At 75.3% G+C, this 22,958-nt stretch carries 24 protein-coding genes and 1 pseudogene; 10 read left to right on the top strand and 15 right to left on the bottom strand.

Annotated features, from left to right (window positions below; genetic code table 11):
* Window positions 1–59 precede the first annotated feature (59 nt).
* Window positions 60–809 carry a hypothetical protein gene (locus ACFC2L_RS07485; RefSeq protein WP_375823636.1) on the top strand — a complete coding sequence of 250 codons (750 nt, stop codon included), beginning with the start codon at window positions 60–62 and terminating at the stop codon, window positions 807–809.
* 25 nt (window positions 810–834) lie between these two features.
* Here ACFC2L_RS07485 and ACFC2L_RS07480 read toward each other — a convergent pair whose 3' ends face one another.
* Window positions 835–1,275, bottom strand: coding sequence for a pyridoxamine 5'-phosphate oxidase family protein (locus tag ACFC2L_RS07480; protein ID WP_375823635.1), 441 nt, complete (start codon window positions 1,273–1,275; stop codon window positions 835–837).
* Window positions 1,276–1,377: 102 nt separating this feature from the next.
* On the opposite strand from ACFC2L_RS07480, the pseudogene ACFC2L_RS07475 reads away from it, so the two are divergent.
* A pseudogene (locus tag ACFC2L_RS07475) lies at window positions 1,378–2,130 on the top strand (class I SAM-dependent DNA methyltransferase); the annotation flags it as partial.
* Between the two features lie 55 nt (window positions 2,131–2,185).
* Here ACFC2L_RS07475 and ACFC2L_RS07470 read toward each other — a convergent pair.
* Entirely contained in the window at window positions 2,186–2,668 is a 483-nt protein-coding gene (locus ACFC2L_RS07470) for a nuclear transport factor 2 family protein (RefSeq protein ID WP_375823634.1), read from the bottom strand.
* A complete protein-coding gene (locus tag ACFC2L_RS07465) occupies window positions 2,665–3,576 on the bottom strand; it encodes an alpha/beta fold hydrolase (RefSeq protein ID WP_375823633.1) in 912 nt (303 codons plus the stop codon). The genes ACFC2L_RS07470 and ACFC2L_RS07465 overlap by 4 nt, the downstream gene beginning before the upstream one ends.
* Before the next feature lie 152 nt (window positions 3,577–3,728).
* Here ACFC2L_RS07465 and ACFC2L_RS07460 point away from each other — a divergent pair, with 152 nt between their 5' ends.
* Entirely contained in the window at window positions 3,729–4,253 is a 525-nt protein-coding gene (locus ACFC2L_RS07460) for a CGNR zinc finger domain-containing protein (protein WP_375823632.1), read from the top strand.
* Here ACFC2L_RS07460 and ACFC2L_RS07455 read toward each other — a convergent pair.
* Window positions 4,223–5,002 (bottom strand): DinB family protein, encoded by a 780-nt coding sequence (locus ACFC2L_RS07455; RefSeq protein ID WP_375823631.1) that lies wholly within the window; start codon window positions 5,000–5,002, stop codon window positions 4,223–4,225. The two genes, ACFC2L_RS07460 and ACFC2L_RS07455, sit on opposite strands and share 31 nt — an antisense overlap.
* A 262-nt stretch (window positions 5,003–5,264) precedes the next feature.
* Here ACFC2L_RS07455 and ACFC2L_RS07450 point away from each other — a divergent pair, with 262 nt between their 5' ends.
* Window positions 5,265–5,789 carry a putative immunity protein gene (locus ACFC2L_RS07450; RefSeq protein ID WP_375823630.1) on the top strand — a complete coding sequence of 175 codons (525 nt, stop codon included), beginning with the start codon at window positions 5,265–5,267 and terminating at the stop codon, window positions 5,787–5,789.
* Between the two features lie 45 nt (window positions 5,790–5,834).
* Here ACFC2L_RS07450 and ACFC2L_RS07445 read toward each other — a convergent pair whose 3' ends face one another.
* Complete coding sequence (locus ACFC2L_RS07445) at window positions 5,835–6,257, bottom strand: hypothetical protein (protein WP_375823629.1); 423 nt, start codon at window positions 6,255–6,257, stop codon at window positions 5,835–5,837.
* Between the two features lie 176 nt (window positions 6,258–6,433).
* Between ACFC2L_RS07445 and ACFC2L_RS07440 the strand changes: the two genes are divergently transcribed.
* The 6 genes from ACFC2L_RS07440 to ACFC2L_RS07415 all read left to right on the top strand — a co-directional run bounded on the left by ACFC2L_RS07440 (window position 6,434) and on the right by ACFC2L_RS07415 (window position 12,243).
* Window positions 6,434–6,898, top strand: a complete 465-nt coding sequence (locus ACFC2L_RS07440) for a hypothetical protein (RefSeq protein WP_375823628.1) — start codon at window positions 6,434–6,436, stop codon at window positions 6,896–6,898.
* A gap of 232 nt (window positions 6,899–7,130) precedes the next feature.
* A complete protein-coding gene (locus ACFC2L_RS07435; RefSeq protein WP_375823627.1) occupies window positions 7,131–7,835 on the top strand; it encodes a histidine phosphatase family protein in 705 nt (234 codons plus the stop codon).
* Window positions 7,836–7,951: 116 nt separating this feature from the next.
* Complete coding sequence (locus tag ACFC2L_RS07430; protein ID WP_375823626.1) at window positions 7,952–9,013, top strand: tyrosine-type recombinase/integrase; 1,062 nt, start codon at window positions 7,952–7,954, stop codon at window positions 9,011–9,013.
* A 32-nt stretch (window positions 9,014–9,045) separates the two neighbouring features.
* On the top strand, window positions 9,046–10,515 hold the full coding sequence (locus tag ACFC2L_RS07425; RefSeq protein WP_375823625.1) for a PQQ-binding-like beta-propeller repeat protein: 1,470 nt from the start codon (window positions 9,046–9,048) through the stop codon (window positions 10,513–10,515).
* Window positions 10,516–10,617: 102 nt separating this feature from the next.
* Window positions 10,618–10,887, top strand: coding sequence for a Rho termination factor N-terminal domain-containing protein (locus tag ACFC2L_RS07420; RefSeq protein ID WP_375823624.1), 270 nt, complete (start codon window positions 10,618–10,620; stop codon window positions 10,885–10,887).
* Between the two features lie 102 nt (window positions 10,888–10,989).
* On the top strand, window positions 10,990–12,243 hold the full coding sequence (locus tag ACFC2L_RS07415) for a phosphatidylserine/phosphatidylglycerophosphate/cardiolipin synthase family protein (protein WP_375823623.1): 1,254 nt from the start codon (window positions 10,990–10,992) through the stop codon (window positions 12,241–12,243).
* An 8-nt stretch (window positions 12,244–12,251) separates the two neighbouring features.
* Here ACFC2L_RS07415 and ACFC2L_RS07410 read toward each other — a convergent pair whose 3' ends face one another.
* From ACFC2L_RS07410 to ACFC2L_RS07365, 10 genes are all read right to left on the bottom strand, one after another.
* Window positions 12,252–13,094, bottom strand: a complete 843-nt coding sequence (locus tag ACFC2L_RS07410; protein WP_375823622.1) for an MBL fold metallo-hydrolase — start codon at window positions 13,092–13,094, stop codon at window positions 12,252–12,254.
* Between the two features lie 100 nt (window positions 13,095–13,194).
* Complete coding sequence (locus ACFC2L_RS07405) at window positions 13,195–16,593, bottom strand: pyruvate carboxylase (RefSeq protein WP_375823621.1); 3,399 nt, start codon at window positions 16,591–16,593, stop codon at window positions 13,195–13,197.
* A 192-nt stretch (window positions 16,594–16,785) separates the two neighbouring features.
* Window positions 16,786–17,376 (bottom strand): MerR family transcriptional regulator, encoded by a 591-nt coding sequence (locus ACFC2L_RS07400; protein ID WP_375823620.1) that lies wholly within the window; start codon window positions 17,374–17,376, stop codon window positions 16,786–16,788.
* Window positions 17,377–17,588: 212 nt separating this feature from the next.
* Complete coding sequence (locus ACFC2L_RS07395; RefSeq protein ID WP_024839673.1) at window positions 17,589–18,062, bottom strand: bifunctional nuclease family protein; 474 nt, start codon at window positions 18,060–18,062, stop codon at window positions 17,589–17,591.
* A 109-nt stretch (window positions 18,063–18,171) separates the two neighbouring features.
* Window positions 18,172–18,933 (bottom strand): MerR family transcriptional regulator, encoded by a 762-nt coding sequence (locus ACFC2L_RS07390; protein ID WP_375823619.1) that lies wholly within the window; start codon window positions 18,931–18,933, stop codon window positions 18,172–18,174.
* Complete coding sequence (locus tag ACFC2L_RS07385) at window positions 18,930–19,412, bottom strand: FHA domain-containing protein (RefSeq protein WP_047234767.1); 483 nt, start codon at window positions 19,410–19,412, stop codon at window positions 18,930–18,932. The genes ACFC2L_RS07390 and ACFC2L_RS07385 overlap by 4 nt, the downstream gene beginning before the upstream one ends.
* A gap of 177 nt (window positions 19,413–19,589) precedes the next feature.
* Window positions 19,590–21,014, bottom strand: coding sequence for a DUF881 domain-containing protein (locus tag ACFC2L_RS07380; RefSeq protein ID WP_375823618.1), 1,425 nt, complete (start codon window positions 21,012–21,014; stop codon window positions 19,590–19,592).
* A complete protein-coding gene (locus ACFC2L_RS07375; protein WP_021483549.1) occupies window positions 21,011–21,343 on the bottom strand; it encodes a small basic family protein in 333 nt (110 codons plus the stop codon). The genes ACFC2L_RS07380 and ACFC2L_RS07375 overlap by 4 nt, the downstream gene beginning before the upstream one ends.
* Window positions 21,340–22,311 (bottom strand): DUF881 domain-containing protein, encoded by a 972-nt coding sequence (locus tag ACFC2L_RS07370; RefSeq protein WP_375823617.1) that lies wholly within the window; start codon window positions 22,309–22,311, stop codon window positions 21,340–21,342. Before ACFC2L_RS07370 ends, ACFC2L_RS07375 begins: the two co-directional genes overlap by 4 nt.
* The gene (locus ACFC2L_RS07365; protein WP_375823811.1) at window positions 22,308–22,934 is read right to left on the bottom strand and encodes a CDP-alcohol phosphatidyltransferase family protein; all 627 of its coding nucleotides are present in this window, start codon (window positions 22,932–22,934) and stop codon (window positions 22,308–22,310) included. The genes ACFC2L_RS07370 and ACFC2L_RS07365 overlap by 4 nt, the downstream gene beginning before the upstream one ends.
* Between the last annotated feature and the right edge of the window lie 24 nt (window positions 22,935–22,958).

Genomic DNA, 22,958 nt, shown 5'->3' with positions numbered 1-22,958 from the left:
TTGCTCTCGGAGGGGGCCGCGCGGCAGGATCGGGGGACCGACGACGACGGGGGAGCACCATGAGCACCAGCGCGACCGAGGGCCACGCCGAGGCCCACCCGGCAGGACCCGCCCCGGAGCCTGGCCGCGAGCCCGTCGCCCCCGTCACGGTCGCGGTCCCCGTCGTGGAGGCCCTCGCGGAGCACGCGCACGGGACCGCCCCCGCCGCCCCGCCGCGACGGCGGCCCGTCGGCGTCGTCACGATCCCCGGCAGGGCGCCCGACACCTCGCGCTTCGCCGCCGCACCCCGCTACCCGGCCATGTTCCACGTCGCCGGCGGCCGGCTCGTGTGGGACGGCGCACGGCTGCGCCTCGTCCGCGGCGACGACACCGTGCTCGAGCCCGCCGGGCGCCCCGTCGTGACCGTCACGGGCGACGGGCCCACCGTCGTCGTGACCTGGCGGGACGAGCACCCCGGGGCCCGGACCACCCGCGCCGTCCTGCTGGACGGGTCGTCCGCCCGGTTCGCACGCTTCGCCCGCTCGCTCGCGGACACGCGCCCCGGGAGCATCGTCGTCGACGACCGGACCGTGCCCTCGCCGCGCGTGCCGCGCCTGCACCCCGGCCAGGCCGGCACCGCGCGGCGCCCCGGCGTGTTCGCCCGCACCCTGTGGCGCGTCGTCGGGCGCGGCGCACCCGCCGCGAGCGCCCCGACCGGCAACGGGGGAGCGGAGCTCGTCGCCCGCCTCGAACGGCTCGCCGCCCTGCACCGCGCGGGCGACCTCACCGACACCGAGTTCGCGCGCGCGAAGCGGGCGCTGCTCGCCTGACGGGTCCGCCCGGGACGGGCCACCGTCAGTCCTGAGCGGGGCCCCACCCGGAGACGTCGACCTCGGTCATCACCGACCGGCCGTCGCGGAAGTCCCCGTACCGCGCCCACGCCACCGCGACGCGCAGCAGCACGATGCCCTCGTCGGCCAGCGAGGCGGCGAACTGCGGGAACGCCGCCGCGTACGCCGCGGCGCACCGGTCCCGGTCCGCGCCGACCGGGACGTCCGCCACGCCCTCGCACTGCAACGTCGTCCCGTCCGTCCCGCCCACCGTCACGGCGACGCGCGGGTCCCGCGCTAGGTTCGCCACCTTGCGCGACGTCGCGCGCGCGTCGAACACCAGCTCGCCCGCGCCCGTCGCCGCCACCGCGAGGAACGCGGCCTGCGGCCCGCCGTCGTCGCCGAGGGACGCCACGACGCCCCACCCCTGAGAACGGACATAGCCCGCGAACGCCTCACGATCCATGCCGCCACCGTAGCGTCCGGGCCCACCGGCCGGAGACACCGAGGACGCCCGACCACCCGAGATTCCTGGACCGCCGCGGACACCACCTGACACCGTCGCACGGTGACCCGCCCCCGCACCGACCTCGCCGGCACCGACCAGGAACGCCTCTGGGACGCCGGTGCCGCCGCGCGGTACGACACCCCCGGCGAGGGCATGTTCGCCCCCGACGTCCTCGACCCCGCCGTCGACCGGCTCGCGGGCCGGGGGAGCGCGGTCGAGCTCGCCGTCGGCACCGGTCGGGTCGCGATCCCGCTCGCCGCGCGCGGCGTACCCGTCACCGGCATCGAGATCTCCCGGCACATGGTCGCCCGCCTGCGCGAGAAGGCCGACGAGACGACCCTGCCCGTCGTCGTCGGCGACATGGCCACCGCCCGGGTACCGGGGGAGCACACGCTCGTCTACCTCGTGTACAACACGATCGCGAACCTGCTCACCCAGGACGCCCAGGTCGAGTGCTTCCGCAACGCCGCCCGCCACCTCGCCCCCGGGGGCCGGTTCGTCGTCGAGCTCTGGGTCCCCGAGCTGCGCGCCCTCCCACCCGGCCGCACCGCGACCGTCTGGCACGACGAGCCCGGCTACCTCGGCGTCGACACCTACGACGTCCTGCACCAACGCGTCGTGTCCCACCACGTCCGGTTCGACGACGACGGCCGCGCCACCGTGGGGCGCACACCTCACCGGTACGTCTGGCCCGCCGAGCTCGACCTCATGGCCCGCCTCGCCGGCCTCGGGCTCGAGACCCGGCACGCCGGATGGGCGGGGGAGCCGTTCACCGCCGAGTCCCGCTCCCACGTGTCCGTGTACCGGCTCCCGGCCGCCCGATCCCCGGCGCCGGGGCGCGCGTGCCGCTGCGGAGGCGGCGGGTGGTTCAGCGCAGGGGGAGGACCGTGGTGTCAGCCGCAGGACGGGGCCCGTGGATGCGTCGTTCGGCAGGCTCGATGCGGACGTCGTCGATGCTGGCCTCACGACGCGCCATGTAGCCCAGGTCGTCGAACTCCCACTGCTCGTTGCCGTAGCTGCGCCACCACCGGCCCGCGGCGTCGTGCCACTCGTACTGGAACCGGACGGCGATCCGGTGCTCGTGGAACGCCCACAGCTCCTTGCGGAGGCTGTAGTCGAGCTCGCGCTCCCACTTCGCGGTGAGGAAGGCGACGATCTCGTCGCGCCCCGTGAGGAAGGTGCCCCGGTTCCGCCACACGCTGTCCGGGGTGTACGCCGCGGCGACGTGCCGGGGGTCACGGGTGTTCCAGGCGTCCTCGGCGGCCCGCACCTTGCGGCGGGCGGTCTGTGCGGTGAAGGGCGGCAGCGGGGCACGACCCGACGGGGGTGCGTCAGATCCGGCGCCGCTCATCGGTCCTCCCCGGCGAGCGCGCGGGTGAGGAAGTCACGGACGAGAGCGCAGATCTCCTCACCGTGGGTCTCGAGCGCGAAGTGGCCCGCGTCGAGCAGGTGGAGCTCGGCGTCGGGCACGTCGCGCAGGAAGGCGCGGGCGCCGTCGGCGCCGAAGATCTCGTCGTGCTCCCCCCAGGCGACGAGGGTCGGGGGACGGTGCGCACGCAGGTACGCCTGGAAGTCGGGGTAGACGTCGAGGTTGAACTGGTAGTCCCAGAAGAGCTGGAGCTGGACCGCGTCGTTGCCGGGGCGGTCCAGGAGGGACTGGTCGAGGTTCCAGGTGTCGGGGGTGAGCCGGTCGAGCCGGTCTGCGGGCACGCCGTGGGTGTACTGCCAGCGGGTGGACGCCGGCGACAGGAGGGTGCGGACCTCGGCCTCGTGGGTCGCCCGGTCCTTGGCGTGCGCGAACAGGACGTCCCAGAACGGCGTGAAGCCCTCCACGTAGGCGTTGCCGGACTGGACGACCAGCGCGGTGACCCGGTCCGGGTCTCGGAGCGCGAGGCGCTGGCCGATCGGCGCGCCGTAGTCCTGCAGGTAGAGAGCGAACCGGTCGAGGCCGAGGTGGTCGATCAGGCCCTCGGTGGTCGCCGTGAGGTTGTCGAAGGAGTAGTCGAAGTCGGTCACGGGCGGGGCGTCGGAGTACCCGAAGCCGAGGTGGTCGGGCGCGACGAGGTGGAACGAGTCCGCGAGGTCGAGGATCAACCGGCGGAACATGTGCGACGACGTGGGGAAGCCGTGCAGAAGCAGCAGCGTGGGCGCGGAGCGGTCGCCCGCCTCCCGGTAGAACACGGTGCGCCCGTCGATCGTGGCGGTGCGGTGGTGCACGGCCCGCGTCTCGGGCGTGCCGGTGCCGACGGTGTGCTGCATGAGGAGCCTCCACAAAGGGTGGTCGGGGACGCGCGGTCCCGGTGGACCGCACCGGAACGAGCGATTCTTACCGGTGTCATCTGGATGAGTGGTGAGAACGTAGATCGCGGCAGCCTTACCTGTCAACCGTTCGACACAGGTAAGATCAGCGCATGACGGCACGACCCCTCGTGGGGGAGCCCCTCGCGCTCGACCTGGTCAACACCCACTGGGTCGACCACGGGCGCACGCGCGACCTGTTCGACGAGCCGGCAGACCTCCACGCGTGGCTCCAGGAGCACGACCTGGCCGACGAGCACGCCGACACCACCGAGACGCTGCGCCACACCCGAGCGGTCCTGCGCCGCGTCCTCGAGGACCCCGGCGCCCCGGCCGAGCGCGACCTCAACGCGGTCCTCGCCCACGGCGCCCTGCGGCACACGCTCCGCGACGGGTCCGTGCACGAGGACGCCCGGACCGACCCCGGCTGGGCCGCGGCCTGGCGCGCCGCGCACGACTACCTCGACCTGCTGCGCCAAGCCCCGAACCGCATCCGACGCTGCGCGCACCCGGACTGCGTCCTGTACTTCTTCGACACCTCCCGCAACGGCACCCGCCGCTGGTGCTCGATGGACGGGTGCGGCAGCCGCGCCAAGGCGGCCCGCCACTACCGGCGCAACCGGCCGCCCTCGCCCTGATCGCCCCGCGACACCCCGTCCAGGTCGCGCACCGCGAAGCGGTGGTGCTCCCACTCCTCCTCGAGGATCACGTGCACGCACGACAACGTCGTCTCCGGGTACTCCGGCGACCACGGGTTGCGCCGCACCACCGCCAGCGCCTCGGGTGTCACACCCGCCAGGAAGTCCCGCACCATCGCCACCCGGCCCGCGCGCGCCTCCAGCACGTCCCCGTACGACGGCGTCCCCGTCACGAACAGCGACAGGTCCAGCCCGTCCTCCGCCGCCTGCGGGCCCGCCTGCCCCAACGGGTGGAACGGCTGCTCGACCTCCAGCACCGCCCGCCCCAGCCACGCGTCCGTCGCCAGCACCAGGTGCCGCAACGTCTGCGCGAACGACCACTCGCCGTCCACCGACACGTCCACGGCGCTCGCGGGCAGGGCCGCCGCCCGGTCGAGCGTCGCCGCCCACGTCGACTCCAGCGCCGCCCACGCCGCGCGCAGCCCCTCCGGGTCGCCGGCACGACGCAGCTCCCGCCCCGGGAACCGGCGGTCCAGCTCCGCCTCCACGAAGCCCGTCACGTCGACACCGTTCACGCGGAAGGTCGCGTCGCCGTCCGCGAGCCACGGGGCGTCCACGTCCAGCCCCTCCACCTGCACGCCCCGCATCACCACGCCGGACAGGTCGGACTCCACGAACCGCGCACCCCGCAGGTCCGCGCCGTCGAACGTCGCGCCACGCAGGTCGTCGGAACGGGTGAACCGGGCCATGAGCGCCTCCTCGGGGATGCGGCCCGCCCGCGGACCCGACCAGTCCGGGGGAGAGCCCCGTGCGCGGCGACGGCGCCGCGCACGGGCGTCCGGGCGGGGGAGAGGCGTGCACCTCGGCGAGCGGGGACGACGAACGCACCGTACGCCGCCCCACCCACCCTCACCAGACGACGCGACCACGGCGCCCCGACCGTGCCGTCCCGACTCCGCCGCACCGGTGACGCGCTGGTCGCCGGGCACCGGACTGGGGGAGCATCGGACCATGCCGATCCTGCCCACCGAACGCGACCGCCGGCTCATCACCGTCCGCCGCGGCGGCACCCTCACCGACGACCACCACCGCCAGCTCGCCCGGTGGGCCGTCGAGTGCACCGAGCACGTCCTGCCGATCTTCGAGGACGCCCGCCCCGACGACACCCGACCCCGCGACGCCCTCGACGTCGCGCGCGCCTGGATCCGCGGCGAGGTCCCCATGAAGACCGCGCACAGCACCGCCTTCGTCGCCAACGCCGCCGGCCGCGACCAGCCCGCACCCGTCAGGTTCACGGCGCTCGCGGCCGGGCAGGCGGTGGCGGTCGCGCACGTCGCGGCGCACGACCTCGGGGCGGCAGCGTACGCGATCCGGGCGGCGGCCGCCGACGCCGCGGCACGGGGTGAGGACCCCGAGGCGGCGCGCCTCGCGGAGCGGGACTGGCAGCGCGAACGTATCCCGGCGGAGCTGCGCGAGCTCGTCCTCGACGACCAGCGGCGCCGCAGCGCGATCTGCTGGGACGTGTTCGACGACTGAGACCGGACCGGTGACCGGATCGGGCTTCGGGCGGACGTCGCCGGCTCAGCCCAGGAGGTCGTCGTACGTGGCGAGGGGGATCCGGCCGTCCGCCGCGGCCGCGACGTCCTGGTCGCCCGCGACGAGGACGTCGGCCTGCAGCACGGCCACCGCCACGTACTCGGCGACCGCCGTGTCGTCCGCGTCGAGCTCGCGCGCGACGCGCCACGCCGTGGCCCGCGAGACGCGGTCGCCGAGCAGGCGGATCTTCAGCGTGGCGACGCCCTCCAGATGAGCGCGCGCCGTCTTCTCGTCGAGCACGCCGCGGCGCACGTCGCGGTAGAGCATCGAGAGCGCGTGGCTGCGGAGCACGGCGGGGCCGACGAGCGGGCGACGGGCACCGAGGCCGACGTCGTCCTGCACGAGGCGCAGCGCGGTGACGGCGTCGATCGCGCACCGGGTGGTCGGTTCGAGGACGGCGGATCCCATGGCAGCCAGTAGACACCCGAGGACCCACGGCGGCCCGGGAACCGCGCAGGGAGACGCGGCGCGAGAGGCCTGATCGACCCCTTCCGCAGTGCGCCGATAATGTACATTATGTCATTTCGTCGGAACGAAGGCGGTCCCCGCGCATCACGGAGGGCTCTCGCACGCTCCCCTTCGGCATGAGCACGACGACGTACGCACCCCGGCTCGGAACGCACCGTCCCGCCGCCCGCACCGTGGGCCGGAGCGACGGCCGGCCGTCGCTCGCGGGCCTGGTGGCGCTCGCGCCGTCCCGGACGTCGTCAGGAACCGTCTCCGGGACGTTCGCCACGACGTCGCCGTTCGCCGGGCTCGCACCGGACGGTCGTCGTCCTCGACGTCTCGTCACGACGACGCTGGTGACGCTGGCCTGGGTCCCGGCGCTCGCCCTGACCCTCGTGGCGCTCGTGCTCGTCGGCGTCGCCGCCGGTGCGGCGACCGTCGCCGTGTGGGTCTGGCGCTCGGTGTCCCCCGCGCAGGCGCCGCGGCCTGCGTCCGGTGGCGCCGGCGCAGCACGGGACGAGCTCGAGCCGTCGGGTGCCCCGGACGTCCGAGCGCCCCGGCGACGGCTGGTGCGGGACCGCACCCTGGGCTACGATGCCTAGAATCGGACATACACCGCAAACCATTGTGTTTAGGTCAACAGCGTGGTGACGCGTCGTTGCTGATCCTCGCGACCTCGGCGGCCCCCGGTAGCCCACGTCGCCGTGCACACCACCGTCCGCGCGTCCTTCGGAACACTCCGGCCCGCACGACCCCACCGCGGTCCCCGTCCCCCGGGCCAGCCTTCTCGCTCCCGCTGTCCGGTGCCCCCGGGGCGTGTGCCACCCTGGGCGCGTGCCCGACCCCACCGCTCCCCGGACGCCCTTCCCTCCCCCGCCGCTGCCCGAGGTCGTCGGCGCGCGCGAGCGCACGGTCCACGTCGTGACCCACCCCGAGGCGACGCACCACGTCGAGGGCCTGGTCGGCGGCGTCCACGACTCCGACCTCACCGCGCGGGGCGCACGGCAGGCGGCCCTGGTCGCCACGGCGCTGCGTGCCCGGATCCCGCACGACGCCGCCGTCGACGTCGTCACGTCCGACCTCCTGCGCACGCGCCGCACCGCGACAGCGATCGGCGCGGAGCTCGGCGTCGTCCCCCGGCTGGACGCCCGGCTGCGCGAGGCGTCCTACGGCGAGGCGGGCGGGCGTCCTCAGGCCTGGCACGACGCGCGGTTCGTCCCGCCGCCGGCGGTGGGCGACCGGCTGCGGCACGACGTGGGCGTCGCCGGCGCGGAGACGAGGCTCGACGTCGCCCTGCGGGTGTACGCAGCGACGACGGACCTGCTCCGCCGCGCCGCGGACCACCAGGTGGTGGTCACGCACGGGTTCGCGGCGACGTTCGTCGTCGCGGCCTGGATCGGGATGCCGGTCGAGGCCGCCGGTCACGTCGCGTTCCCGGTCGCCTCCGGGAGCGTCACGACCCTGCGCGAGGACGGGTTCTTCCACAACCGCGGGGTGCTGGGCGTGGGCGACGTCGCGCACCTGGGTGCGTCGCGCTGACCCCGTCGGCCCCCGGCTCCCCGCGTCGGCGCAGGTCAGGGCGTCGTTCGGTGGCGACGCTGTGGGCGGCACGACCTAGGCTGGCGGCGACCGCACCCACCGAAGGAGGCCCGCTCATGGTCGCCCCGCCCCGTCTCGAGCGGATCACCGTCGCCGAGGCCGCCGACCGCTACCTCGCGTCCGTGGCCGCCCAGACGCTGCGGGGCGTGCTGTCGCCGACGACGCGCCGCAGCTACGAGCGGGACGTGGCCGAGTTCGCGCGGCTCGCCGGGCCGGCCCGGGTGCTGGACGACGTCGCCGGCGAGGACGTGGACGACGTCCTCCTGCGCTACCAGACGACTCCCGACGGCCGGTACGCGGACGCGTCGCGCAAGCCCGGGAGCTCGGGCCGTTCCGCCGCGACGGTCAACCGGTTCCGCCAGTCCGTCACCCGCTTCTTCTCCCACGCGGCGCGCGAGGGCTGGGTCCAGGCCGACCCGATGCAGTGGGCCTCTCCCCCGGCCCGCCTGCGCGACGGCCTGCGCGTCGCTCGCACCGCCCTGTCCGCGGGCTCCGCGGCGTCGCTGCTCGAGGTGTCCGCGGCCCGAGCTCCGGGAGACCCGGCCACGGCACGGCGCGACCAGGACCTCCAGCTCCGCGACCGCCTCGTCGTCGCGCTCCTGCTCGTCCTCGGCCCGCGGGTCTCCGAGCTGGAGCGCGCGAACCTCGACGACTTCGCCCGCGAGCCCGACCAGACGCGCTGGCGCATCCAGGGCAAGGGCGGGCACGTCCGCACCGTCACGCTCTCTCCCCCGCTCGCCGCCGCGCTCGAGGAGTACCTGGAGCGCCTGCGCCCCGCGCTGCTCGCCCGCCGCCCCGACGACCCGGACGCGCGGCGTGCGCTCCTGCTGTCCTGGCGCGGCCGCCGCATCGACGCGCAGGCGGTCCGCGGCCTCCTGCGGCGCTGCGTCGAGCGCATGCCGGCGCAGTACCGGCGCGAGGCGACCCCGCACGCCCTGCGCCACACGACCGCGACCCTCCTCGCTGCCGAGGGGTGGGACGTCAAGGTCGTCGCCGAGCTCCTCGGGCACGCGTCCATCGCGACCACCGGCGTGTACCTCGACCGGATCGAGGGCGAGCTCGCCGCGGCGATCCGCGCGCACCCCCTCTCGGCCGCGCTCGAGCCCGCCGAGACCTGACGCCGGCCCGCGGGGCGCGTGGCGTCACCGGTATGGCCTCGCTCCACCGGGTGGAGCTCGTCCCGGACGACGAGCCCGCGCCGGCCGGGCGCGGCGCACCCGCGGAGGGGGCCCACGGGCCCGGGGCACCGGCCCGACGACGTGCGCTGCTCCTGCGCGTCGTCGCGCCGCTCGTCCTCCTCGTCCTCGCCCTCGTCGCCGTCGGGACGTGGCGCACGAGCACGGCCGAGCGGGGACGCCTGGCCCGGCCCGGCGCCGTCGCCTCCCTCGCGGTGGCGCCGGAGCCCGACTGGGAGACGGACGCCGCCGCGCCCCGGCTGTCCGTGGTCGGTGACGGCGACGACGTGGCCCTCGCCGTGGTCACCGGCGCGGGCGTGGAGGCGTACGACGTCGGGTCCGGTGCGCGGCGCTGGCGGGCGCTCGACCCGACCGCCTGGTGCGGACCCGCCGCCGACGAGACCTCGGCCCCGGCTCCCCACCCGGCTGCCGTCACGTGCCTGACCGGCCCCGCCCTCGCACCCGTGGCGCACGTCCTCGGCCCGGGAGGACCGACGACGGACCCGGTCCCCCTCGGCGACGAGCTCGGGCGCGCGGTCCCCGCACCCGGCGCGACCGTCCTGCGCTGGTCGCGCACGGGCGGCGTCGTCCACCTCGCGCTCCAGGACGCCCGCACCGCACGCGTGCGCTGGCAGCAGGAGGTCCGGCCCGACGACGCGGAGCGCACCGCGATGTGCCGGCCCCAGGTCGCCGGCCAGGCCGCCGTCACCGTCGAGGACGACCTGCTCGTCGTGCGCGGCTGCCGGCTCAGCGCGGTCCTCACCCTCGCCGGGACCCGGCTGGACGCCCCCGGCGACGCGATCACGACGACCGTCACGGCCCGCGCCGACGGCACGTTCTGGCGCACGACCGTCCGGCCCTCGGACCGCACCGGGTTCACCCAGCTCCTCGCCCCCGACGGGACGGTCCGCGCCGCCGTCTCCGGACGCCTGCTCGTCCCGCTCGCCGGACCGGGCCGCGACGCGACCACCTGGCTCGTCACGACCCCGGACGGGGTGCGCGCGCTCGCGTCCCCGCCCGGCGGCACGGCTCGCGCCCCGCGCGAGCTGTGGCGCGCCGCCGTGCCCGTCGTGCAGGCCGTGGCGCTCGCGGACGACCGCGCGGTCCTCGCCACCGGCGGCGCGCTCGTCGCCCTGGACGCCCGCACGGGCGAGCGGGTGTGGTCGTGGTCGAGGTCCACCCCGGGAACGTCCGTGGGCGATCCCGGGACCCGGCCGGACCCCGCGGGCGGCGTGACGGCCGCGTTCACCGACGGCGCGACGCTCGCCGTGGTCGTGCCCGACCCGGACTCCTCGCGGCGCTCGCTCCTGGTCGGCCTGTCGCTCGACGACGGCGGGGTGCGCTGGCAGGCCGGGTACGCCGCGGACCCGCACGGGTTCGCCGCGGTGGCGGGGCAGGTCGTGCACGTGGACCCGGGCACGTCGCGCGTCGTCGTGCTCGGGTGAGGTGCCCGCGCGAGGTCCGCGTGCGAGCGCGCGGCGTCGGGGCGAGCCTGGCGGGAGACCGGCCGCGCCCGATGCGGCCGACCCGAGACGAGGGAGGACGCCGTGCCGAAGCGCGACCCGGGACCCAGCGTGAAGGACCCCGAGCTGTACGAGAAGCTGCGGGACGAGGGCGACTCGAAGGAGAAGGCGGCGCGGATCGCGAACGCCGCGGCAGGGTCGTCCCGCAAGAGCGTCGGCCGCAAGGGCGGCAAGGCCGGCGACTACGACGACTGGACGGTCGAGAAGCTGCGCAAGCGCGCCGCCGAGATCGGCATCGAGGGCCGTTCCTCGATGCGCAAGGCCGAGCTGATCAAGGCCCTGCGCTCGCACTGACCGGGCGCTCGTCGACCCCGGTGGCGGCGGGGGTGCGAGATCTCACCCGCGGCGCGCACGCCCTCCGGTCGCGCCGGGAGGCGTGCCCGCTACGGTGAGTCCGTGCACCTGTCCGCCGACTCCGCCCTGCGCACCGCCCGCCGTCTGCTCTCCCGTGCGCTCGTGGTCGCCGTCGCGGCGCCGATCACCGTCGCGGGCGTGCTCGTCACCGCCGACGCGATCCGCAAGCGCCGCAACACGACCGAGGCGTCGTTCCCTCGTTCCTCCCCCGCGGACGTGGAGGTCGCGGGCACCACGACCACGGTCTTCACGTACGGCGAGGACGTCTACCGGGAGATGCTCGGCGCGATCCGCGGGGCGCGGCGCCGCATCCTGCTCGAGACGTACATCTGGAAGGCCGACGCGCTCGGCGAGGAGTTCAAGCAGGCGCTGGTGGAGGCGAGCGCACGCGGCGTCGAGGTGTTCGTCGTCTACGACGGGTTCGCGAACCTCGTCGTCCCGCAGGCGTTCTTCGACCTGCCGGAGCCGATCCACGTCATCCGCTACCCGGTGTTCCGCCCAGGCGTCCTCATGCTCAACGTGCGCAAGTCGGGTCGCGACCACCGCAAGATCCTCGTCGTCGACGACGAGATCGCGTTCGTCGGCGGGTACAACATCGGCGCCCTGTACGCGACGCAGTGGCGCGACACGCACATCCGCCTCGTGGGCCCGAGCGCGTGGGAGCTGCGCAACGCGTTCGTCGACTTCTGGAACGCCAATCGGAAGCCCGGCCAGCCGCTGCTCGCCGACCCCGGGTCGGTGCACTGGGAGCCGCGCCTGCGCGCCGCGCGCAACGCGCCGGCGCACCTCGTCTTCCCGATCCGCGGCATCTACCTCGACGCGATCGACCGCGCGAGCTCGCACGTCTACATCACGCAGGCGTACTTCATCCCCGACCGGGAGATCCTCGCGGCCCTCCTCGCGGCCGCCGCGCGGGGGGTCGACGTCCGCGTCCTGGTCCCCGAGCGCTCCAACCACGTGCTGGCCGACTGGCTCTCGCGCGGCCTCTACACGGCGCTGCTCAAGGGCGGGGTGCGGATCCACCTGTACCGGGACGCGATGGTGCACGCGAAGACGGCGACGATCGACGGTGCGTGGACCACGATCGGGACGGCGAACATCGACCGGCTCTCCCTGACGGGGAACTACGAGGTGAACCTCGAGATCACCGACCCCGGGGTGGCCGAGCAGATGGAGAAGGTGTTCGACGTCGACCTGTCGAACTCCCGCGAGCTGACGCTCGCCGAGTGGGACTCCCGCTCGGTGGCGGCGAAGCTCAGCGAGGTCGTCCTCACGCCCCTGCGCCCGCTGCTGTAGCGCCGGGCTCAGCGGGCGGGGTCGGAGCGCAGCGCGTCGGCCGCCTCCTCCTCCGGACGTGGCGGCACGCTCTCGTCGTGCTCGAGCAGGGTCACCTCGCCGTACTCCGGGTGCTCGTCCCGCAGGGCGCGCGCCGCGGCGTCGGCGGCCCCGTCGAGGCTGCCCGCCGCGACGTCGAGCGCCTCGCCGGGCGTGAGCGGCCGGTACGCGTACGTCCCGCCGGTGCGCTGCTCCCCGAGGAGACGGTCGACGAGGCCGTGCCCGGCCGCCGAGAGGAGCGCGTCGTGGACCGGGACGACGACGCGCGGGTCGAGCCCACGCACGAAGTCGATCGTCTCGGCGAGCTTGAGCCACGGCGCGGCCACGGGCGCGAGGAGCACGTCGAGCCGCTTCCCTCCGAGCGCGTCGCCGTCGGGCGCGTCGAACGAGTCGCCCGGGTGCAGGAGCGTCGCACCGTCCCCGCGCACGAGGTAGGTCACGTTCGCGATCCGGGGGACGTCGCGGTGGATCACCGCGTGCTGCCCGCCGCCGACGACGACCTCCAGCCCGCCGAGGTCCAGCCCGTCACCCGGCGCGACGACGTGCACGCGCGCCGAGGTGGCCTCCGGCAGGGAGGGCCGCAGGGCGGCGGCGACCGCCTCCGGCGCCCACACCGTGAGCCCGGGCCGGGCCGCGAGGGCGGCGCCGAGCGCGGCCGCGTCGACGTGGTCGGGGTGCTGGTGGGTGACGAGCACCGTGCCGGCGTCGCGCAGCGCACCCGGCGCGTCGCTGAACGTGCCCGGGTCGATCGCGACGACCTGCCCGCCGTGACGCACCGTGACGCACGCGTGGCCGTGGAACGTGACTCGCATGGATCCTCCTCCGCTCGACCTGCCCGGCGCGACGGCCGTCGCCTCAGGCTGCCACCCCGACCGCGCGGGTGCCCACCGCTCAGCCCGGTCGTCAGCCCGGTCAGGCCACGATGAGGACCAGGTCGCCGCCCTCGAGCTGCTGCACCGCCCCGATCGCGACGCGCTGGACCGTGCCCGCGACCGGCGTCGTGATCGCGGCCTCCATCTTCATCGCCTCGACCGTCGCGACCGTCTGCCCTGCCTCGACGACGTCCCCGGCCGCCACGACCGGCGTCACCGCGCCCGCGAACGGCGCCGCGACCTGCCCCGGCTGCGTGGGGTCGGCCTTCTCGGCCGTGCGCGCGTCGACGTCGACCGCCCGGTCGCGCACCTGGATCGGGCGCAGCTGGCCGTTGAGGGTGAACATGACCGTGCGCATACCCCGCTCGTCGGGCGTGCCGATCGCCTCGAGCCCCACGAGCAGGCGCACGCCCTTGCCCAGCGCGACCGCGACCTCCTGGCCGGGCTCGAGCCCGTACAGGTACGTGGGGGTGTCGAGCACGGAGACGTCCCCGTACGCCTGGCGCACCTGCTCGAACTCCTTGGTCGGCCCCGCGAAGAGCAGGTGGTTCAGCCGCCGGCGCCGCACCTCCCCGGCCTGCGCGAGCTCGGCCTCGTCCTCCGGCGACAGCGGCGTCACGCCGCCGCGCGCGGCACGACCGGCGAGCGCGCGCGAGCGGAACGGCTCCGGCCAGCCCCCGGGCGGGTCACCGAGCTCGCCGCCCAGGAACCCGATCACCGAGTCCGGGATGTCGAACGCCTGCGGGTCGGCCGCGAACTCGGCCGGGTCCGCGCCCGCCGCGACGAGGTGCAGCGCGAGGTCGCCCACGACCTTCGACGACGGCGTCACCTTCACCAGGCGCCCCAGGATGCGGTCCGCCGCGGCGTACATCGCCTCGATCTGCTCGAACTTGTCCCCCAGGCCCAGCGCGATCGCCTGCTGGCGCAGGTTCGACAGCTGCCCGCCCGGGATCTCGTGCTCGTACACGCGCCCCGTCGGCCCGGGCAGCCCCGACTCGAACGGCGCGTAGACGCGGCGCACCGCCTCCCAGTACGGCTCGAGGTCCGCGACCGCGGCCAGCGACAGGCCCGTGTCGCGCTCGGTGTGCTCCAGGCCCGCGACGAGCGCCGACAGCGACGGCTGGCTGGTCGTGCCCGCCATGGCGGCGCTCGCGGCGTCCACCGCGTCCACGCCCGCGGCCGCCGCGGCCAGCAGCGTCGCCATCTGGCCGCCCGAGGTGTCGTGCGTGTGCAGGTGCACCGGCAGGTCGAAGCGCTCGCGCAGCGCGGTCACGAGGCGCGTCGCCGCCGCGGGGCGCAGCAGCCCGGCCATGTCCTTGATCGCGAGCACGTGCGCGCCGGCGTCGACGATGCGGTCGGCGAGGCGCAGGTAGTAGTCGAGCGTGTACAGGTCCTCGGCCGGGTCCAGCAGGTTGCCCGTGTAGCACAGCGCGACCTCCGCGACGGTCGTGCCGGTGGCGCGCACCGCCTCGATCGCGGGTCGCGTCTGGTCCACGTCGTTGAGCGCGTCGAAGATGCGGAACACGTCGATGCCCGTCGCCGCGGCCTCCGCGACGAACGCCTCCGTGACGCGCGTCGGGTACGGCGTGTACCCGACGGTGTTGCGTCCGCGCAGGAGCATCTGGATCGCGAGGTTCGGCATCGCCTCGCGCAGCGTTGCGAGGCGCTCCCACGGGTCCTCGCCGAGGAACCGCAGCGCGACGTCGTACGTCGCCCCGCCCCAGGCCTCGACCGACCACAGCTGCGGCGTGGCCCGCGCCACGTACGGCGCGACGGCGGCCAGGTCGTGCGTGCGCACGCGCGTCGCGAGCAGGGACTGGTGGGCGTCGCGGAACGTGGTGTCCGTGACCCGCAGGCGCTGCTCGCCGCGCAGGGCGCGCGCGAAGCCCTCGGGGCCCAGCTCGAGGAGCTGCTGGCGGGTGCCGGGCGGCGGCGCGACCGACAGGTCCAGCGCGGGCAGCTTCGTCGCGGGGTCGGTGGTGCGCCGCGGCTCGCCGTGCGGACGGTTGACCGTCGTGTCGCCCACGTGCGCGAGCAGGCGCGTGCCGCGGTCGGCGCTCTCGCGCGCGGCCAGCAGCTCGGGACGCTCGTCGATGAACGACGTCGCGACGTTCCCCGCGACGAACTCCGGGTCGGCGAGCACGGCCTGCAGGAAGGGGATGTTGGTCCGGATGCCGCGGATGCGGAACTCGGCGAGGGCGCGCCGGGCGCGCCGCACCGCCGTCGGGAAGTCGCGGCCGCGGCACGTCAGCTTGACGAGCATCGAGTCGAAGTGGCCCGACACGACGGACCCGGCCGTCGCCGTCGCGCCGTCGAGCCGCACGCCCGCACCGCCCGGGGAACGGTAGGCGATGATGCGGCCCGTGTCGGGACGGAACCCGTTCGCGGGGTCCTCCGTCGTGATGCGGGTCTGCAGGGCGGCGCCGTTGACGCGCACGTCCTCCTGCCGGATCCCGAGGTCCTCCAGCGTCTCCCCCGACGCGATCCGCATCTGCGCGGACACGAGGTCGACGTCCGTGACCTCCTCCGTCACGGTGTGCTCGACCTGGATGCGCGGGTTCATCTCGATGAACACGTGCTGCCCGGCCCGCTCCCCCACCGTGTCCACGAGGAACTCCACCGTGCCCGCGTTCTGGTACCCGATGTGCCGGGCGAACTTCACCGCGTCCGCGCACAGCGCGTCCCGGATCGCCGGGTCGAGGTTGGGCGCCGGCGCGATCTCGACGACCTTCTGGTGCCGCCGCTGCAGCGAGCAGTCCCGCTCGTACAGGTGCACGACGTTCCCCGCACCGTCGGCGAGGATCTGCACCTCGATGTGCCGCGGGCGCAGCACCGCCTGCTCCAGGAACACCGTCGGGTCCCCGAACGCGCCGTCGGCCTCGCGCATCGCGGCGGCCAGCGACTCGGGCAGGTCCTCGCGGGTGTCCACGCGGCGCATGCCGCGGCCACCGCCGCCGGCGACGGCCTTGACGAACACGGGGAACCCGATCAGGTCGGCCGCCGCGACGAGCTCGTCGACGTCCGACGACGGCTCGCTCGACGCGAGCACCGGCAGCCCCGCCTCGCGGGCGGCCTTGAGCGCGCGCACCTTGTTGCCCGCGAGCTCGAGCACCTCCGGCGGCGGCCCGACGAACGTCAGCCCGGCGTCCGCGCACGCGCGCGCCAGGTCGGGGTTCTCCGAGAGGAACCCGTAGCCCGGGTAGACCGCGTCGGCGCCCGCCTCGCGCGCCACGCGCACGATCTCCTCGATGTCGAGGTACGCCCGGACCGGGTGGCCCGGCTCCCCGATGAGGTACGCCTCGTCGGCCTTGAGCCGGTGCTCGGAGTTGCGGTCCTCCTGCGGGAACACCGCGACGGTGCGGGCCCCCAGCTCGTAGGCGGCGCGGAACGCCCTGACGGCGATCTCCGCGCGGTTGGCGACCAGGACCTTCGAGAACACCGGCACTCCATCCGTCGACCGTGCGACGCCGCCGGGGAGAGCGTGACGCGCCGCGTACCGGGCGATCCTCCCACGGCCTCGCGGGGCAGGCCGTCGCACCGGCTGTGACGTGCTCCACAGGCCCGTGCGCTGCGGCGCCCGCCCGGGCCCGGAGTCCCCCGCCCCCTCGGGAGGGAGCGGCGCTCGCGGACGTCAGCCGGCGGAGCGGGCCCGACGGCGTTGCGCGAGCTCGTCCTGCGGGCTCGCCGCCGCGTCGTCCTCGTCGTCGAGCGACTCGGTGGGCAGCTCCGCGAGCGTGCCCTCGACCTCGCGCCACACGCGCCCGACCGCGATGCCGAACACGCCCTGACCGCCCTGGACGAGGTCCACGACCTCGTCGGGCGACGTGCACTCGTACACGCTCGCCCCGTCGCTCATGAGGGTGATCTGCGCGAGGTCGTCGACGCCGCGCTCGCGCAGGTGCTCGACGGCCGTGCGGATCTGCTGCAGCGAGACCCCGGTGTCCAGGAGCCGCTTGACGACCTTGAGGACGAGGATGTCCCGGAAGCTGTACAGGCGGTGGGAGCCCGACCCCGACGCGGGCCGCACGGTGGGCTCGACCAGCCCGGTGCGGGCCCAGTAGTCGAGCTGGCGGTAGGTGATGCCCGCGGCACGGCACGCGGTCGGGCCGCGGTACCCGGTCGTGGTGTCCTGCTCGGTGATGTCCTCCCCGAAGAGGAGGCCCTGCGCACCGTGGGGAACCGCCGCGCCGGCACCGACGCTCGCCTCACCGCTGCTGTTCACTGTCGCCTCCTGGGGTGATGTCCACGACCACGCTATGGGCGCCGTCGGGGGTCGTCAACGACCGACGACCCGAGCGTGCGGGCGTGTCGCGCCCGCACGTCCGGCGATCCGGCCGCCCAACCCTCGACCTGAGGTCGAACGTCGGTGTTGTCCGTTGTGTCCGAAGGTCGGATCCGTGCCCGACGGTCGGCCCGTCGCGCGCGGACCGTCCCCTACTCGTCCACCGAGAAGTCCTCCGGCTGGACGTGGTCCAGGAAGTCGCGGAACTTCTCGACCTCCTCCTGCTGCGCGACGTCGACGACCTCGACCCCCGCCGTCGCGACGACCTCGGCCGAGCACAGCACCGGGCTGCCGGTGCGCACCGCGACCGCGATCGCGTCCGACGCGCGCGAGTCGAGCCGGACCCCGTTGCTCAGGACCAGCTCGGCGAAGAAGATGCCGCCGTCGAGCGCGACGATCTCCGCCCGCTCCAGGCGCACCCCGACGGCGTCGAGGAGGTCCCGCAGCAGGTCGTGGGTCATGGGTCGCGGCGTCGGCAGCCCTGCCTGCGCCATGGCGATCGCGCTCGCCTCCCGGGGCCCGATGACGATCGGCACGACGAGCTCGGACGCGTCGTCGAGCAGCAGCACCACGATCTCCTGGTCGCGCTGCTGCTGACGGACCCCCAGCACCTCGACGGGGACCATCGGGACGTCGTCGCTCACCACTCCACGGTACGTCGCCCACCGGCATCCGGCAGGGGGTGGGGCCCGTCTCGTCCGCGCGCCTCGCGGACGTCGGGGACCGGCGCGACGGTCAGCGTGTGAGGTCGTCGATCCCCTGGCGCACGAACACCGTGTGCAGCTGCGCGCACAGCTCCCCGACCTCCGAGGCCACGGTGCCCGCGTGGGCGCGCGCGGACGCGCTCTGCTGCCCGCGCCACGGGGAGACGACCTGGTGCACGAGGCTCACGTGCCGGTCGGCGGCGGTGCGCAGGGAGCGCAGGTGGCGCGGCTCGATGCCGTACTCCGACAGTCCCGCGGCGAGCACGACCACGTCGAGCGAGCGCGCGTCGAGCTGGCCCCCCGGCGCCTGGCGCAGCACGCCGGCCTCGATGAGCCCCTCGACGAGGTCGCGCTCCACGCCCGCCGCGGACACGAGCGCGTCCACCGTGTAGCGCTGGCGGACGGTCGCCGAGCCGGGCTCGCCGTCGTTCGTCGCCAGGCGCGGGGCGAGGACCTCGACGTCGGTGCCCGCGTCGAGGGCGGCGAGGCGCTCCTTGATGACCTTGAGCGGCAGGTACCGGTCGCGCTGCTCGACGAGCACGAACCGCAGCCGCTCGACGTCCGCGGGGCTGTACTGGCGGTAGCCCGACGCGGTGCGCACGGGCTCGATGAGCCCCTGCTCCTCGAGGAAGCGCAGCTTGGAGTGGCTGACGTTGGGGAACTCGGCCCGCAGCGCGCGCAGCACGTCGGAGATGCGCATGGTCGCGCGACGCGAGATCCCCTGCGGCCACGGCTCCGCGCCGTCGGCGGGCTCGGGGACCGTGGCGTGCGCCGCGCCCGTGGAGGCGTTCACGACCGGGGGGCCGTGCCGCCCGCCGGTGCCCCCGCGTGCGGGCTGGCGTGGAACGTGAGCCGGTACTTGCCGATCTGCACCTCGTCGCCCGTCGAGAGCGCGACGGCGTCGATGCGGCTGCGGTTCACGTACGTGCCGTTGAGCGACCCGACGTCGCGCACGAGGAAGTGCTCGCCCTCGCGCACGAACTCGGCGTGCTTGCGGGACACGGTGACGTCGTCGAGGAAGATGTCCGCGCGCTCCGACCGGCCGGCGACGGTGCGCTCGGCGTCCAGGAGGAAGCGGGACCCCTGCCCGGGACCGCGCTGCATGATGAGCAGGGCGGAGTGGCGCGGCAGGGCCGCGACCGCGGCGTGCTCCTCGGGGCTCAGACCGCCGGGCTGCACGCCCTCCTCGATCGGGGCCTCGATCCGGCCGAAGCTGACCGTCGTGTCGCTACCCGCCCGGTTCGGCACCTCAGGACCGCCTGGGACACTCATCTCGCCTCCTCGGGGCTCACGCACGTCGTGCTCGACCTCGGAACACCGCACCGCGGGGCCGTGGCCCCGTCGTGCGGGAATCGTGCTCGAAAACTACTACACCCGCAGGTCACGCGGTGCGCGCGACCCACGGTCGTCCCAACCTACCCCGGCCTGCGGGGATGCGGGAAGCCGCAGTCACTCGTCGGCGGGGACCGGGGTCGCGTACTGCGGCGCGCCGGGCTCGACGGTCGCGGCGACCTCGACCCGGTCCCGCTGGGTGATCGTCGTGCGCGCGCCGTCCGCGCGCAGCGACGCCATCGCGCCGCCGGGGATCTCGAGGGCCGTCTCGAGCGTGGACGGGTCGCCGATCACGTTCCACCGGTACGGCGAGGAGATCGTCTGCCCGTCGACCACGACGCCGTCGGCCGAGTCCTCGAAGTAGCTGCTCGCCACGAGGCGGACCCCGTTGACCTCCATCGCCTCCGCGCCCGCGTTGCGCAGCTCCTCGAGCACGTTGAAGAGCGCGAACGCGTCGAGCGCCTCCGTGCCCTCGACGACCTCGATCTCGACGCCCGGGCCCTCGGCGGGGAGGCGGCCGGACAGGATGCCGAGCGTCTCGGCCTGCTGCTCGGCGAGCTCGAGCGCGGCACGCTCGCGCCCGGACCCCGACTGCAGCTCGTCGCGCGTCGACTCGAGCGAGGAGACCTGGTCCTCGAGCTCGCCGGAGCGCTGCGTGACGTCGTCGAGGAGGCGCACGAGGTCGCTCTGGCGCAGGGACGAGAGCTGGTCCTCCTGCGTCTGGCTCACCTGGACCACGAGCGCGAAGCCGAGGAGCGCGCACAGGACGCCGACGACGATCTGGGAGCGGGACGCGCGGGGGCGCAGCGCCCGGCCGAGCCCGCGCAGCCCGCGCGGCTCCGGCCGGGTGGGGGCGCCGTGGCGGCCCACGGCGCCGATCGTCCCGGTCGTCGCGGGCGGCTCCTCCGGCGTCGACGCGTCGGTGCCGGTCGTGCCCTCGGTGGTCGTGCCCTCGGTGGTCGCGTCGGGGTGCGGGTCGCCGTCCGGTGCGACGGCGTCGACCGGAGCGTGGTCCGGCGCCTCCGCGTCCCCGTCGGCGCTCTCGGGCGGTGCGGCGCTCGCCGGGTCGTCCTCGGGGTCCGCGCCCGGCGCGGGGGCCGCGGCGGCGGAGGGCTCGTCGCTCTCGTGGTCGCCCGAGGAGCCGTCGTCGACGGCGCCTTCCTGCTCGACGGCGCCGTCGTGGCCGACCTCGCGGTCCGTCGCCTCGGGGGCGACGTCGGGCTCGCGTGCGGGACCGTCCGCCGGGTCGCCGGCCTCCGGGTCGGTCGTGCCGGCAGCGTCGTCGACCGCCTCGCCGGTGGTCGTGTGCGCGGCGGCGGGCACCTGCTGGCCCTCGGGCTGATGCTCGGGCCCGGGCGCGGTGTCCGCCCCGACCGGGTCCTCGTCCGTACCCACCGGGTCGGGCCGGGCGGGCACGACGTCGGCGGCGGTCCCGTGGGCCGTCTGGCCGGCGCGCTCGCGGGCGTCGTCCGGGGTGGGGTGCGGCGTCACGTCGGCGGCGGCCGCGTCGCGGGGGTCCTGGGGGTCGCGGGTCACGCTCACGCCTTGAAGATGTGGCGCCGGATCGCGGCGGCGTTGGAGAAGATGCGGATGCCGAGGACGACGACGACGGCGGTGGAGAGCTGGCTCCCGACGCCGAGCTGGTCGCCGAGGAAGACGATGAGGGCGGCGACAACGACGTTCGACAGGAACGAGACGAGGAAGACCTTGTCGTCGAACAGCCCGTCGAGCCGGGCACGCAGGCCCCCGAACAGAGCGTCGAGCGCGGCCACGACGGCGATCGGCAGGTAGGGCTGCAGCGACACGGGCACGGTGGGTTGCAGGACGAGGCCCGCGACGATGCCCACCACCAGTCCGACGACTGCGATCATTCGACGATCTCCTGCCCTGTCTCGTGCGGTCCCGGGCCCGTCCCGGACCCGTCGGTCGTGCCGTCCGTCGTGCCGTCGGTGCTCCCGGCGGGCGTGTCGGAGTCTACGGTCGCCGCCGGGGCCTCCGCGAAGAACAGCGTGGGCGCGGGCCGGCCGGGCAGGTCGAGGCGGCTCTGCGTCGTCACGCTCGACCGGATGCCGTACTGGGTCCCCAGGATCTGCAGGTAGTCCGACGTGCCGGAGCGCAGCAGCGAGGTGCGCAGGGCGTCCGGGTCCCCGATCGCCTCGACCCGGTACGGGCCGACGAGGGGCTGCAGGTCGACGAGCACCGCGTCCCCGGCGGAGCGGATGGCCGAGAGCCCGGTGAGGCGCTGCCCGTTGATCGCGACGGCCTCCGCGCCGCCGGCCCAGAGCGCGTTGACGACGCGCTGCAGGTCGGAGTCGTGCACGAGCGAGCTCGAGTCCACGGTGTCGGAGGACAGGCCGCCGCTCGTGTCGTCGAGCGTGACGACGACGCCCTGGCCCTCGACCGCCTGCGTGCCGGTCAGCGCACCCTCCGCCTGGAGCCCTTGCAGCACGTCGGCGCTCGCGCCGGTGAGCGCCGCGCCCTGGAGCTGCTCGATCTCCGCGGACAGCTGCGCCCCGCGGGCGGTGAGGTCCTCGGCGGCGCCCTGCCGGTCGAGGATCTCCTGCTCCAGGGTCTCGCGCGCCGCGATGACGCCCGGCTGCGGGGCGCGCAGCTCGACGGCGGCCGCCGTCGTCACGACGCCGAGGACGACCGCGAGGGCGACGAGGGTCACGGTGCCCGTGCGGCCGCGGTGCGGCGACTGCCCGGCGGCGCGGCGCGCCGCGGCGTCCGCGTACCCGGGGTCGAGCGGGCGGTGCATGACCTCGTTGAGAAGCGTCATCGACGCGTCGACGGGGGCGCGGCGCGCGCCGCCGCCCGGGTCCGGATGGTTCTCGCTCACGGCGCCTCCCGCGTCGTCGTGCCGGTGTCGTCGCTCTCTCCGGCGGCCGCCCGGTCGCGCACCACGAGCGAGCGCGTCTGCAGCACGTACTGGGCGCCCGCGAGCCAGTACAGGCCCACGCCCCACCAGGTGAACGCCCACCCCGTGACCGCGGCGACGTCGCCCGGCCAGCCCGGCATCTCGGCCAGGAGCAGGAGCGGGAACGCGTACAGGAGCGCGAACGTCCCGGCCTTGCCCGCGAAGCTCACCGGCAGGGGCCCGTACCCGTGGCGCGCGAGCAGCGGCAGCAGCCCGACGAGGAGCAGGTCACGACCCACGATGACCACGACGAGCCACACGGGCACGACGTCGCGCCAGGCGAGACCCAGGAGGGTGACGAGGATGAAGAGCCGGTCTGCGGCCGGGTCGAGCATCTGCCCGAGGCGGCTCACCTGGTCCAGGCGCCGCGCGAGGACGCCGTCGAGCCAGTCCGACGCCCCCGACACCGCGAGCACGACCAGCGCCCAGACGTCGTCGCCGCGCACGATGAGGACCGCGAACACGGGCACGAGGAGCAGCCGCAGGAGGCTGATGACGTTCGGGACGGTCAGGACGCGGGAGCTGACCTGCTGCCCTGCTGACACACCCACCGCCCCGTGCTCACGTCG

The sequence above is a fragment of the Cellulosimicrobium sp. NPDC055967 genome (assembly GCF_042269845.1).
In the GTDB taxonomy this organism is placed as follows: Bacteria; Actinomycetota; Actinomycetes; order Actinomycetales; family Cellulomonadaceae; genus Cellulosimicrobium.
Note: the sequence above shows the minus strand (reverse complement) of the source record. Positions and strands in the feature narration are given on the sequence as shown.